Genomic DNA, 12,666 nt, shown 5'->3' on the forward strand with positions numbered 1-12,666 from the left:
TTGCCTGGCTTCTCGTCGCCCATCTAAGGCTCCTGACCAGACGCCTCGCCAGGCCCTAGAGGCTTTTTGAGTCAGACCCTGAGGAGGCAAGTCATGATCCGTGAACTGACGGAGATGGAAGTCGAGGCGGTGTCTGGCGGCGATTTTATCGGACCTATCACCGTAGCCCCCCAGGTCATCACACAGATCAACGCTCCCGTGCAGGCCGCTGTGGCTGTCGGCGGTGACGCTGTGAACCTGATCAATGGTGGTCTAACAAACCTGGGTACTAACAAACTCCGGTTTCCTCTGTGAAATGCAATAAAGCCCCCGCCATCGGGAATGCCCGCCCGGGCTGCTCCCGAGGGTGGTGGGTTTTTTGCGCGCACTTCTGCCCGCACACCCACTGCCGGCGGCGCGACAGGGACTGGATCAATCCCCGCTAGGCGTGAGCACCCTGGTCGGCCAAGTCGCCAACAGGCGCGTCTTCGAATGATTGGGCGAACGCTCCCTTATTCGGAAATGCCTGCTAAGCAGTTGATATCACTACAGGTGAATTCGGCCGTTTTTTCTAAACGCGGCTTGAAATCGTTGAATAATCAATCTGATTTTGATTCCGCCATTCGGAGGTTCGATCCCTCCCGCCCCAGCCAGCACTAAGCTGCTGAGTTCGTTAGGTAAGCGGTCTATTTCCGCCAAATTGTTGGGTGCGTTTGGAAATGGAGCTTGGCAAGCTCGGTCCAAAATCGAACTAAGCGACCTCGCGCATCAAATCCACCATGTTGGCTTATCTCCGTTGCTTTCATCCAACATACACCGCGCGAGCTACTCGGGCAGGTCTGTTACGCCCTCATCGAAGAATAGGATATTACGGCGAACAAATCGGATCACCAGTCGAAATGATGCAATCGTGCGCAATGGGCGCCGTGCTTCAGTTCGCCCAGCGGATAAGCTCGGGGGGCGAGTGGCTCCCCCGCTACCAAAGCTCCGATTTTGCACGCCAAACTACGATTTCGTACGATTTGCTCTCGAGTCAGGCGCGGGTCTGAACTTTACGCCACGGATGATTCTGTCGGTGCTCATGCGCCCATCGGCATAGGCTGCCTTCGATGACATCCGTGCTAGTCGCGGTGTCGCAGCGCATTTACCAACAGGTCGAACGCTGCCGATGATTGTCGGCTCAGCGGGTAATAGAGATGGTACCCCGACCAAGGGACGCACCAATCTTCAAGCACTCTCGTGAGATTTCCCTTTAAGATGTGGGGCAGTGCGACGTCCTCAGGCACGTAAGCAACGCCGAAGCCAGCCACCGCCGCGTCGCCCACTTCGAAGATGCTATTGAAGACCAGTTGGCCCTCGACGCGCACCTTCACTTCATGCCCATTGTTTTCGAGTTCCCATGCGTACAGCCCGCCATAGGTAGGAAGCCGAAGATTTATACATTTGTGGTCGACAAGATCACCAGGGACCACCGGTGCGGGATGATTTGCGAAGTATGACGGTGAGCCGACGACCGCAAAGCGAACGTCGGGGCTGATGCGGACAGCAATCATATCCTTCGCGACCTGTTCACCGAGACGCACACCGGCGTCGTAGCGCTCGTCGACGATGTCGACGTTTCGGTTGTCCAGCGCAATCTCTACGTTGATGTCCGGATACTTTGCCAGAAGCTTTGCCAGCTTTGGCCAGAGAAAGGATCGAACCGGATGGTCGCCCGCAGTGATCCGGATGATTCCGGCGGGTCTATCCTGGTGTTCGCTCAAGTTCGCGAGCTCCGTTTCCAATTCGTCGAGTCGGGGAGCAACCGTTCGCAGCAGGCGTTCCCCGGCTTCCGTTGGATTGACGCCTCTGGTGTTGCGGGCTAGGAGCCGAACCCCAAGGCGTCCTTCGAGTCCGCGGATCGTGTGACTGAGCGCAGATTGCGAGACGCCGAGCTTCGCCGCGGCCCTCGTGAAACTGCGTTCGCGACCGACTGTCTTAAAGGCCCTCAGATCGTCCAAGTAGCCTCGTTGCATGACCGCCTCAGAACTCGCCAGGCCGTTGAAGAAGACGGGGCGCCATGGGCGGCGCGCCGTCGGGGTTAACCCATGTCGCCGAATTTGAGTTTCGACAAAGGCAGACTTCGGACGCGCTGGCCAGTGAGGGCGGCGATTGCGTTCGCCACTGCCGGCGGCACGCCAGGCAAACCGGGCTCTCCGATGCCACCCATGGGAGCGCCGCTTTCGACGATGCGCACATGCACGCGCGGCATGCGGTCGGGCGGAAGGATGGGATAGGCATCAAAGTTGCGCGCCTGCGGCACGCCCTTGGCATAGACCACTTCTTCCAATAGCGCCGATGAGAGGCCAAGTGCGACGGCCGAGTTGACCTGCGCCTCGATGATGGCGGGATTGACGATCCGGCCGGGATCGATGGCCACCCAAACATCATGCACCGTGACCGCACCGCCCTTGAGCGAAACCTCCGCGATGGTGGCAACCTCGCTGCCAAAAGGCGAGGCCATGGCAACACCGCGCGCACGTTTGCTGCCATCCGTTGCGGCGAAAGGACCGCGCTTCCATCCGCCCGAGAGTTCACCGACGGCTTCAAGGAGCCGCTTGTGCCGCGGCTTCTCCGCGAGCAAGCGGAGCCGGAGCTGATACGGATCTTGCTGACCCGCATCGGCAAGCTCATCGAAGAACGTCTCGTAGAAGAAATCGTTCATGGAGTGGCCAACGGAGCGCCAGAAGCCGATCATGGCCGGATCATCCACGACGACGTGAGCAATCCGGCGGTTCGGGATGGCATAGGGTTTCTCGGCGATGCCCTCGACCGCAGAACGATCCGCAGCATCAGGTTTGCGGCCGAACCAGCGGCCTACTGGGCCTTCGCCGACAGCCTCCGCTTCAAGTGCTACGGGCAGCCCGCTCGCATCAAGGCCGCCCCGGAAACGCACAAAACCCATCGGCCGCAGCGCGTCGCGCAGGAATTCTTCCTCCCGGCTCCAGATGACCTTGATCGGTCTGCCGGCCGCCTTGGACAGCAGAATGGCCTGGGTAGAGGGGCTGGCCGCCTCGTAGAGAAAATGCCGGCCGAAGAAGCCGCCCAGCATCGGCGAATGGATTTTCACCTTCTCGGGCGCAAGACTGGCAAATTTCGCGATAGATGCCTGGAATAGTTCCGGCGCCTGGTTGGGAAACCAGAGTTCAAGCGTGCCGTCGTCGTTCCATCGGGCAAGTGCCGAGGGCGGCTCCAATTGGCCATGTGCCAAATAGGGCGCATCATATGTGGCCGAAATCACCCGCGCTGCGCCGCTCAGAGCCGCGGACGCATCACCTGCGGTTTCCGCGGAAATGCCAGGCCCTGGAGTGGCAGCAAGCAAGGCTTTCCGTCCCTCTGACGAGAATTCCGCGGGCATCGAGCGCCGTGTGCCCGAGGGCGACTCTGTCCAAGTCACCTGAAGTGTCTCGACGGCGCGCCGAGCATGCCACCACCGCTCAGCAAGCACGGCGACCGCGCCCGGCAGCCGGTGAATGGAATGCACCCCAGGCATCGCATTCACCTCCGCCTCGTTAGCGAAGGCGGCAGGCTCGAGCCCAAGGCGCGGCGCATGCTGGACTGCGCCATGCAGCATACCGTCGACTTTCACGTCGATGCCATAGGTGACCTTGCCGGTGGACTTGTCGCGCACGTCGATGCGCGCGACCGGCTTGCTGATCCAGCGGAAATCCTTCTCCGCTCGAAGCGTAACGTTTTGAGGCACCGGCAATGCGGCGGCGTCACTCGCCAGTGCGCCGTATGCGATCGTGCGGTTGGAAGCCGTGTGGCGCACGCGCCCCGGCTCGGTGGAGAGGCTCGCGAGTGGGACGCGAAGGCGTGCGGCCGCAGCCTGCAGCAGCATCTGTCGCGCCGATGCGCCAACCCGGCGCATCGTTTCATAGCTCGATCGCACCGAAAAACTCCCGCCGGTGAATCGGTTGCCGTTCACGAGCAGATAGTCGGCCCCGGGTGGCGCGCATTCCACGGTGAAGGTGGCGGGATCGGCATCGAGCTCCTCGCCGACGATCTGCGCCAATGCGGTGGAGACACCCTGGCCCCCTTCCACGAAGGGACTGCGCAACAAGACGGTGCTGTCGGCGCGAATCTCCAGGAAGGCTGACACGCGCGGAGCCGCTTTTGCCGCAGCGGCGGCGTTCTGCGCCACCGCCTTGGTGCCGGGCAGTGCCACGCCAAGTACCAGCGCGCCGACCGAGGCACGGAGGAAGCCGCGCCGGGAGAGATTCATCGGCCTGCCGACATCCGCCATAGGTCGGAAATCATGATGCATGCTGCTCATGGCGTGCTCCTCAACCCTGCGCAACCTGGCGGACCGCGGCAGAGATCGCGTTGTAAGTGCCGCAGCGGCACAGATTGACCATTGCGGCCGCAATGTCCTGATCGCTGGGTTTGGGGGTCTGCTTCAAGAGGGCGGTGGCCGCCATCACCTGACCGGATTGGCAATAGCCGCATTGCGGCACCTGGTTGGCAACCCACGCGTCCACGACGCGGCGGCCGACTGCGTCGTCAGTGACGGCTTCGATGGTGGTGATGGATTGGCCCGCAACGCTGCTGATGGGCGTAATGCAGGATCGAGTGGCCTGACCATCGATCAGCACGGTGCAGGCGCCACACTGGGCAATGCCACAACCGTACTTCGTTCCGGTCATGCCGAGCTCGTCGCGGATCACCCAGAGAAGAGGCGTGTCGGCCTCCATCTTCACCTGGTGAGTCTTGCCGTTGATGGTCACTTCCATGAAACTGCTCCTCAAATTATCCTCTTGAGACGCGACGTTTGCGGGCCTTCAGCGCAGGACAAGACGCGCGGTGAGGAGCAATGTCTAACCCGGGCGCCAGCCCTGAATTAGATGGCCGAGTTCGCATGAACTTATGAGCCGATTTGATCAATCAGTCGAAGGGCTATCAGCCGCGGTAGCGCAGCGCATCCACCAGAAGAGAAAAGGCAGCCGACTGGTGCCGGCGGCTCGGATAGAAAAGGTGATAGCCCGAATAGGGTGGGCACCAATCCTCGAGAACCCGCTTGAGGCGGCCCTTTGTGAGATACGGTTTTGCCCAGCCCTCCGGCACGTAGGCAAGCCCCATTCCCGCCAGGGCGGCATTCAGGATCTGGGACGTCGTGTTGTAGGTCAGCTGGCCTTCGACGCGCACCCTCAGTTCGCGGCCGCCCCTCTCAAATTCCCAGGCGTAGAGCCCGCGATGGGTGGGCAGGCGCAACGTGATGCACTTGTGGCCGATCAAGTCCTGCGGTTTCTTCGGGAGTTGCCGGTTCTTGAAGTACGAGGGAGCGCCGACGACGGCCATTCGCATGTCAGGCGCAATGCGCACCGCGATCATGTCCCTTTCGACCTGCTCACCGCTTCTCACGCCGGCGTCAAAGCCTTGCGCGACGATATCTGTCAATCCGTAGTCGATAACGACCTCGACTTTGATGTCGGGATAGTTCGGTAGAAGTTTTGCCAGTTTCGGCAGCAGGATCGCATCTGCGGCATATTCGGTGGCCGTGATGCGAATCGTGCCCGCCGGCTTTTCGCGAAGCTCGCGGATGGCCGCAAGTTCGGACTCGATCTCCTCTAGCCGCGGAGCAGCCATTCGAAGCAGGCGTTGGCCCGTCTCCGTCGGCGCGACACTGCGCGTGGTGCGCGTCAGCAGCCGCACACCTAGGCGCGCCTCGAGTTCGCGGATGGTGTAGCTCAGTGCCGATTGTGACACACCGAGCTTGGCCGCTGCCCCTGTAAAACTACGCTCGCGCGCGACCGCCACAAACGCCAAGAGATCGTCTAGCTTCCCGCTCTGCATTTATCGAGCCTGTTTATAAGTCCATGCCGATTATAGCGGCTAGTCGCTGCCGTTGCGCGCGCTAAATCAGCGCGTGACGGCGTGCATCCCGGAACGGGGACCGCCATGACAGTGATGGAGAAGGCGCGACGAAAGCGTCGCGAGACCCGGTGACGACTGAAATTGCTTCCGAAAACCGCACGCTCTCATACCGACCGGCAGCTTGGGGGGCCGTACTTGCGCTGACGCTGTGCGTCTCGACGCTCATCGCGTCGGAATTCATGCCGGTCAGCATCCTGACCCCGATCGCTTCCGACCTCCATCTGACCGAAGGTGCGGCGGGCCAGGCGATCTCGGTTTCCGGCTTGTTCGCGGTCATAACCAGCCTCTGCATTGCGACGATCACCCGGGGGCTCGATCGTCGAGCGCTGCTGCTTGGACTGACCCTTCTGATGCTGTTGTCGGGCCTTCTGGTCGCCTTCGCGCACAATTTCGTCGTGCTCATGATGGGCCGTGCTCTGCTCGGCGTGGTCATCGGCGGTTTCTGGTCGATGTCGGCGGCGACGGTGATGCGGCTGGTGCCCGAGAATCAGGTGCCCCGCGCGCTCGCGACATTGAACGGGGGTAACGCGCTGGCTACCACCATCGCCGCGCCGCTGGGCAGCTTCCTCGGCCAGTACATCGGTTGGCGCGGCGCGTTCTTCCTGGTTGTGCCGCTTGCCGCGATCACCTTCGCCTGGCAATGGCTCACTCTGCCGTCCATGCTCTCCGACCGCGCCAATCGCCAGCCAAGCGCCCTGGGCGTCCTCGGCCGCCCGAATGTTCGCTTCGGAATGGCCTCGGTCGCGCTGCTGTTTGCGGGCCAATTCGCGCTTTTCACGTATCTGCGGCCGTTTCTGGAGAGCGTCACGCGCCTCGAAGTTTCCATGCTCTCGCTCGTGCTCCTCGCCATGGGGGGCGCGGGCATGGTCGGCACGTGGCTGATCGGCCACATGGTGTCGCGCAGCCTGTCGCTGACCTTGATCCTAGCGCCGGTGGCGCTCGCGGCGCTCGCATGCGGCCTGGTCGCGCTTGGAACGCTCGCCGGGCCTACGGCGCTATTTCTGACGCTTTGGGGGATGATCGGAACGGGCACGCCTGTCGCCTGGTGGACGTGGGTCGCGCGCCGCTTTCCGGCTGACGCCGAAGCCGGTGGAGGGCTCATGGTCGCGGTCGTTCAACTCGCAATCACGCTTGGCGCAGCCGGTGGCGGCCTCCTGTTTGATGCCGCCGGTTATCGAGTGACGTTCCTGGCAAGCGCCGGCGTGCTGGTCGCTGGCGCACTGTTCGCCGGTTTGGACGCCCGTGCCGCTCGAGTAAGCGAGCGAAGTCGCTTCACGAGCGACTCTGCCGCGCAATCCGACGCCGGAATGCGGTGCGCGCAACGGCAACGCTCGGCTTAGCCCGAAGGAGAGATACCATGGATTATTCACATCTCGGCAGGACCGGCCTCAAGGTAAGCCGGCTTGCACTTGGCACCATGAACTTCGGCGAGTTGACCGACGAGACAACCAGCTTCTCGATCATGGACGAAGCCCTGAACGCCGGCATCAACTTCTTCGACACGGCCGACGTGTATGGTGGGCCCCAGTCGCCGGAGATGGCGAAGGGGTTTGGTATATCCGAGGAGATCATTGGCCGGTGGCTGGCGCAAGGCGGTCGCCGCGAGAAAATTGTGCTGGCGACCAAGGTGTACCAGCCGATGGAGACTGGTCCGAACGACCGCCGTCTTTCAGCCTACCACATTCGACGCGCGTGCGAGGCGAGCCTGAAGCGGCTGCAGACCGATCACATCGACCTCTACCAGATGCACCACATCGACCGTGCGACCCCGTGGGAGGAGATCTGGCAGGCGATGGGGCAACTCGTCCGTGAAGGCAAGATCACCTATGTCGGCAGCAGCAACTTTGCGGGTTGGGATATCGCCACTGCTCAATGCGCGGCTGCCTCGCGCAACCTACTTGGTCTTGCTTCCGAGCAGAGCCTCTACAATCTCTCTCAGCGGACCATCGAATTGGAGGTGATCCCGGCGGTGCGGCACTTCGGTGTCGGCCTCATTCCTTGGAGCCCGATCGGCATGGGCATTCTAGGCGGTGTGCTGCGCAAGATAGCCGACGGTCGCCGGGCTTCGCCTCTGCTCCAGGCGCGCATCGATCAAATGCGTCCTCGATTGGAGGCCTACGAGGCTCTGTGCGGCGAGCTTGGCGAAACGCCCTCGGAGGTCGCGCTGGCCTGGGTGCTGCACAATCCGGTCGTCACCGCCGCGATCAGTGGACCGCGTACTGTGGAGCAACTTCGTCAGAATCTGAGTGCGCCTTCGCTGAAGCTCGGAGAAGAGACACTGGCTAGGCTGGACGAGATCTGGCCGGGACCGGGCGGCGAGGCCCCGGCTGCTTATGCCTGGTAGAGGCGGCTCAGTCATGGCCGTGGGCATCGAGCAGGGAAAGATCTCGGCAGTGGCGCCGATACTGCTGCCGATCATGGGTGTAGTGTTCGTCGCCTTCCTCATCATAGGCATTGCCATGCCGGTTCTTCCGCTCCATGTACACGATGCTCTGGAGCAAAGCACGTTTGTGGTTGGTCTGGTCGCCGGCAGCCAGTTCGCAGCCTCGTTGGTCTCGCGCCCCTGGGCTGGTCACTACTCGGATACGCGTGGAGCGAAGCGCGCAGTGATCGCGGGTTTACTGGCAGCCTCGGCAGCCGGATTATTGTACGCGCTGTCGCTTGGTTTCAGCGGCTCCCCCACTATTTCGGTTGCCATTCTTCTTCTGGGGCGCGGCGTGCTCGGCGGCGCCGAGAGCTTCATCATCACGGCTGCGGTCAGTTGGGGACTGGCGCTCGTCGATACCCGAAACACGGGCAAGGTCATCGCGTGGGTAGGCTCGGCGATGTTCGCGGCTATCGCCGTTGGGGCGCCGGCAGGATCGGCCCTCTACGACGCTTACGGTTTCGTTGCCGTAGCTGTCGCCACCACGGCAGCTCCGCTGGCCACGTTGCTCCTCGTTGTGCCCCGTCCGACGGTCGCGCCCGTCCAGCACGCCCGCTTCTCTTTCGCTCAAGTTCTAGGCGCTGTGTGGGTGCCCGGGCTGGGCTCCGCACTTGGCAGCGTGGGCTTCGGTGCGGTGACCACGTTCGTCGCGTTGCTATTCGCCAGCCGCGGCTGGGCGAACGGGTGGCTTGCCTATTCGGCTTATGCCGGCGCCTTCATCTTGGCTTGCGTTTTTTTCAGTCACTTGGCAGACGCAATCGGTGGGGCGAAGGTCGCGTTGTTCTGTGCATTGATCGAAGCGCTTGGCCAATCCCTGATCTGGCTGGCGGCTCGCCCTGAGATGGCGCTCGCCGGAGCCGCGCTGACGGGGTTCGGCTTCTCGCTGGTGTACCCGGGCTTCGGCGTCGAAGCGGTACACCGCGTGCCAGCACACAATCGAGGCCTGGCCATGGGAGCCTATACGGCTTTTCTGGATCTTGCCCAGGGTGTCGCAAGTCCGGCGCTTGGTCTGGTCGCGGCTGGGGCGGCGTTGAATGCCGTGTTCCTCACCAGCTCCGGCATGGTTCTATGTGCCGCGGTGGTCGCGGTCTGGCTGATGGCACACCCGACTGCAGACCGTTCAACTGCGAGACTTACGAAGGGAGACAGTGAATGCCCCACGTGATCGTGAAGATGCAACCCGGGAGATCGGAGAAGCTAAAGAGCGCCCTCGCCGAGGCGGTGACGCGGGCGGTCGTCGATACGCTGAAGATCGGCGATGAATCGGTATCGGTCGGCATCGAGGATGTTCAGTCGCAGGATTGGACCCGACAAGTCTACGAACCCGACATCCTCGCAAAACCCGATACCATCTATAAGAAGCCCGGATACGACCCCCGTTGACCTTGACAAGCCCATCGAAGGGCAGTGCGGACGACTTTGCCGCCGGCCTTCACCGGTTACCTCGTCGTCGCTTCGTCGCCGCGTTGACGGCGAGCGTCCTTGTGCTGCACGCAGCCTTCGCTCAGGCTGGCGCGAATGACCCACAAAACGGAGGAACGGCGCTGATGCGGATCCGTTGTCGCTTCGAACAACAGGTCTTCACGGTGACGCTGCTGGAGAATCCGACAGCTCGGGAGTTCGCAGCGATGCTACCTCTTGATCTCGCTATCGAGGATTTTTCGAACAACGAGAAGATCGCGTATTTGCCGCGCAGATTGGCAGAGCAGGGCGGCGGCGGTTCTTTCTCCAAGGAAGCTGCTGGCGACCTTTGTTACTACGTGCCGTGGGGCAATCTCGCTTTCTTTCACGGCGATTACAGATACTCGAGCGGTTCGATCAGGCTCGGCCGCCTGGACGGCGGTCCGCAGCCGCTACTCACGCGTGGCAAGTTCCAGCTGCGCATCGAGCATCTTTCAGCAGGTTAAGGCGACGAGGAGTAGCCATGTTTGCGACAGTCATGTACGGCGCCCGCGATGTCCGCTTCGAAAAGGTGGATGATCCCGAGATCATGAAACCGACCGATGCGATCATCAAATTGTCGGCGACTTGCATCTGCGGATCCGACCTATGGCCTTATCGCGGTTTGCAGCCGACCGATGCGCCTGCCTATATGGGTCACGAATACTGCGGCGTCGTCATCGAAGTCGGCAGCGAGGTCAGGACCGTTCGCCCCGGTCAATTCGTCGTCGGCTCTTTCTGCCTCTCCGACAACACGTGTCCGCACTGCAAATTCGGCTTCCATTCATCTTGCGTGCAGCGCGAATTCATGACGGGCGCTCAAGCGCCTTATGCGCGCGTTCCGCTGGCCGACGGAACGCTCGTCGGTTTGGCAGATATGCCTGGCGATGAACTCATTCCACACCTGCTGGCAACCTCGGATGTTCTGGGCACCGGTTGGTACGCTGCCGACGCAGCGGAAGTCCGGAAAGGTGGGACAGTCGCCGTTGTCGGTGACGGGGCGGTGGGATTGATGGGCGTGCTGGCGGCGAAAGAAATGGGCGCCGAACGCATCATCACGATGAGCCGGCACAAAAGCCGCCAAGAACTCGCCCGAGACTTCGGTGCCACGGACATCGTGGCCGAGCGTGGTGTGGCAGGCGCCGAGCGCGTGAAGGATCTGACCGGCGGCATCGGGGCTGATTCGGTTTTGGAGTGCGTGGGCACGCAAGAATCCATGACGCAGGCCATCGAGTCGGTACGGCCGGGCGGCTCCATCGGTTACGTTGGTGTCCCACACGGTGTGACCTTCGACGGTCAAGCCATGTTCTTTTCTCAACGGCGCATGTTGGGTGGCCCGGCGCCGGTCCGGCGGTTCTTGCCCGATCTGATGGACCGGGTCATGAAGGGAAGGATCCTTCCGGGCAAGGTTTTCGATCTGACGCTTCCGATCGCGGATGTCGCGGAAGGCTATCGCGCGATGGACGAGCGGCGCGCGATCAAGACCATGCTCAAGGTTTGAAGTCGACGATCACGGCGAGCGGAAAGGAAGACAGGATGCAAATCAAACGAAACGGCGAGCAGCCCTCTCAGAAGGGCCCTGAAGACTGGTTTATCGGCCGTGTGCGGATCGATCCGCTGCACACCGCTCCTGCTCCGGCGCGCGTCGCGGGTGCCTTGGTCACGTTTGAGCCCGGCGCCCGGACCGCGTGGCACACCCATCCGCTCGGTCAGACGCTGATCGTGACCTCCGGCTTTGGTTGGGTGCAGCGCGAGGGCGGACCGGTGGAGGAGATCCGGCCCGGCGACGTAATCTGGTTCGAGCCCGGCGAGAAACACTGGCACGGCGCCTCGCCCACAACGGCGATGAGTCACATCGCTATCCAGGAAGCGCTCAACGGCAGCCCGGTGGAATGGATGGAGAAGGTAAGCGAGGACCAGTATCGGAAGTGACGCGCGGCCCTGTCGAGTGCATCTGAAGCATCTGGAGGCAGCGTATGGCCATCGTATTCATCACTGGCAGCACGGACGGTCTCGGCCGGGCGGCGGCGCAATCGCTCCTTGATCAAGGTCACCGAGTAGTGCTGCACGCGCGATCGAGCGACCGCGCCGCAGCGCTCAGAGAACTCGCGTCGCGCGCTGAGGGAGTTGTGATCGGGGACCTGCAGAGCGGCACCGAGACGCGGAGCGTCGCGGATCAGGTCAACGCGATCGGGCGCATGGACGCGGTCATCCACAATGCCGGCATCTACATTGCCCCGAACCGCGGATCGACGCCCGAAGGACATCCCGTCGTTCTGGCTGTGAACACACTTGCTCCGTTCATGCTGACGGGCCTGATCGAGCGCCCCCGCCGATGGGTCTATCTCAGCAGCGGCCTTCACCGCGGAGGAGAAGGGTCTCTAGGCGACCTCGATTGGACGAAGCGCACCTGGAATCCGGCATGCGCCTATGCCGAAAGCAAGCTGCATGCTGTGGCGCTCGCTTTCCTCCTCGCCCGGCGGTGGCCGAAAGTCCGCAGCAACGCGGTCGATCCTGGCTGGGTGCGCACCCGGATGGGGGGTGCGAGCGCGCCGGTCGACATCGACACGGGGCAGCGCACGCAGAGCTGGCTCGCCGTCAGCACAGAACCCGCGGCCATGGTCAGCGGTCGCTACTGGCATCACCTCAAGCCGGAAGAGCCAGCGGCCGAAGCAACTGACGGGGCCTTCCAGAACGAGATGGTCGATCGCCTTCAAGAACTCACCGGCGTAGTGCTTCCCTGAAGGGGTGTCTCGGCGGGTGTGGGGAAAAGAGGTGCGCTCGCCGCTACCAACTCCCACGATGTCTATGGCATCCTGCGATTTGCTACCACTTCGCATCTGATGGTAGCTAGCACCAGACCCGAATCCGGGCGGATATCTGGTCGTCGATAGCTCTGGCTGAAGACC

The 12,666-nt window shown here is 62.3% G+C and carries 13 protein-coding genes; 9 read left to right on the top strand and 4 right to left on the bottom strand.

Going from position 1 to position 12,666, the window contains the following annotated elements:
• Positions 1 to 93: 93 nt before the first annotated feature.
• Positions 94 to 294 (top strand): hypothetical protein, encoded by a 201-nt coding sequence (locus SO139_RS36940; RefSeq protein WP_498541567.1) that lies wholly within the window; start codon positions 94 to 96, stop codon positions 292 to 294.
• Positions 295 to 1,100: 806 nt separating this feature from the next.
• Here SO139_RS36940 and SO139_RS36945 read toward each other — a convergent pair.
• The 4 genes from SO139_RS36945 to SO139_RS36960 all read right to left on the bottom strand — a co-directional run bounded on the left by SO139_RS36945 (position 1,101) and on the right by SO139_RS36960 (position 5,811).
• Positions 1,101 to 1,994 carry a LysR family transcriptional regulator gene (locus SO139_RS36945; protein ID WP_449382347.1) on the bottom strand — a complete coding sequence of 298 codons (894 nt, stop codon included), beginning with the start codon at positions 1,992 to 1,994 and terminating at the stop codon, positions 1,101 to 1,103.
• A gap of 65 nt (positions 1,995 to 2,059) precedes the next feature.
• Positions 2,060 to 4,294: a xanthine dehydrogenase family protein molybdopterin-binding subunit gene (locus SO139_RS36950; RefSeq protein WP_449382348.1), complete on the bottom strand. Its 2,235-nt coding sequence runs from the start codon at positions 4,292 to 4,294 to the stop codon at positions 2,060 to 2,062.
• A gap of 10 nt (positions 4,295 to 4,304) precedes the next feature.
• Complete coding sequence (locus SO139_RS36955) at positions 4,305 to 4,751, bottom strand: (2Fe-2S)-binding protein (RefSeq protein WP_449382349.1); 447 nt, start codon at positions 4,749 to 4,751, stop codon at positions 4,305 to 4,307.
• Between the two features lie 166 nt (positions 4,752 to 4,917).
• Positions 4,918 to 5,811 (bottom strand): LysR family transcriptional regulator, encoded by an 894-nt coding sequence (locus SO139_RS36960; protein WP_449382350.1) that lies wholly within the window; start codon positions 5,809 to 5,811, stop codon positions 4,918 to 4,920.
• A 149-nt stretch (positions 5,812 to 5,960) separates the two neighbouring features.
• Between SO139_RS36960 and SO139_RS36965 the strand changes: the two genes are divergently transcribed.
• The 8 genes from SO139_RS36965 to SO139_RS37000 are packed head-to-tail and all read left to right on the top strand — an operon-like array spanning position 5,961 to position 12,501.
• Positions 5,961 to 7,232: an MFS transporter gene (locus SO139_RS36965; RefSeq protein ID WP_449382351.1), complete on the top strand. Its 1,272-nt coding sequence runs from the start codon at positions 5,961 to 5,963 to the stop codon at positions 7,230 to 7,232.
• 17 nt (positions 7,233 to 7,249) lie between these two features.
• Complete coding sequence (locus tag SO139_RS36970) at positions 7,250 to 8,236, top strand: aldo/keto reductase (RefSeq protein ID WP_449382352.1); 987 nt, start codon at positions 7,250 to 7,252, stop codon at positions 8,234 to 8,236.
• Between the two features lie 13 nt (positions 8,237 to 8,249).
• Complete coding sequence (locus tag SO139_RS36975) at positions 8,250 to 9,482, top strand: arabinose transporter (RefSeq protein ID WP_449382353.1); 1,233 nt, start codon at positions 8,250 to 8,252, stop codon at positions 9,480 to 9,482.
• Positions 9,470 to 9,700, top strand: coding sequence for a tautomerase family protein (locus SO139_RS36980; protein WP_449382354.1), 231 nt, complete (start codon positions 9,470 to 9,472; stop codon positions 9,698 to 9,700). Before SO139_RS36975 ends, SO139_RS36980 begins: the two co-directional genes overlap by 13 nt.
• Positions 9,697 to 10,224 carry a cyclophilin-like fold protein gene (locus SO139_RS36985; protein ID WP_449382355.1) on the top strand — a complete coding sequence of 176 codons (528 nt, stop codon included), beginning with the start codon at positions 9,697 to 9,699 and terminating at the stop codon, positions 10,222 to 10,224. Before SO139_RS36980 ends, SO139_RS36985 begins: the two co-directional genes overlap by 4 nt.
• Before the next feature lie 17 nt (positions 10,225 to 10,241).
• The gene (locus SO139_RS36990) at positions 10,242 to 11,258 is read left to right on the top strand and encodes a zinc-dependent alcohol dehydrogenase family protein (RefSeq protein ID WP_449382356.1); all 1,017 of its coding nucleotides are present in this window, start codon (positions 10,242 to 10,244) and stop codon (positions 11,256 to 11,258) included.
• Between the two features lie 35 nt (positions 11,259 to 11,293).
• Positions 11,294 to 11,689, top strand: coding sequence for a (R)-mandelonitrile lyase (locus tag SO139_RS36995; RefSeq protein ID WP_449382357.1), 396 nt, complete (start codon positions 11,294 to 11,296; stop codon positions 11,687 to 11,689).
• Positions 11,690 to 11,733: 44 nt separating this feature from the next.
• Positions 11,734 to 12,501 carry an SDR family NAD(P)-dependent oxidoreductase gene (locus tag SO139_RS37000; RefSeq protein WP_449382358.1) on the top strand — a complete coding sequence of 256 codons (768 nt, stop codon included), beginning with the start codon at positions 11,734 to 11,736 and terminating at the stop codon, positions 12,499 to 12,501.
• Positions 12,502 to 12,666: the final 165 nt, after the last annotated feature.

This window comes from Bradyrhizobium sp. UFLA05-89 (assembly GCF_059803475.1).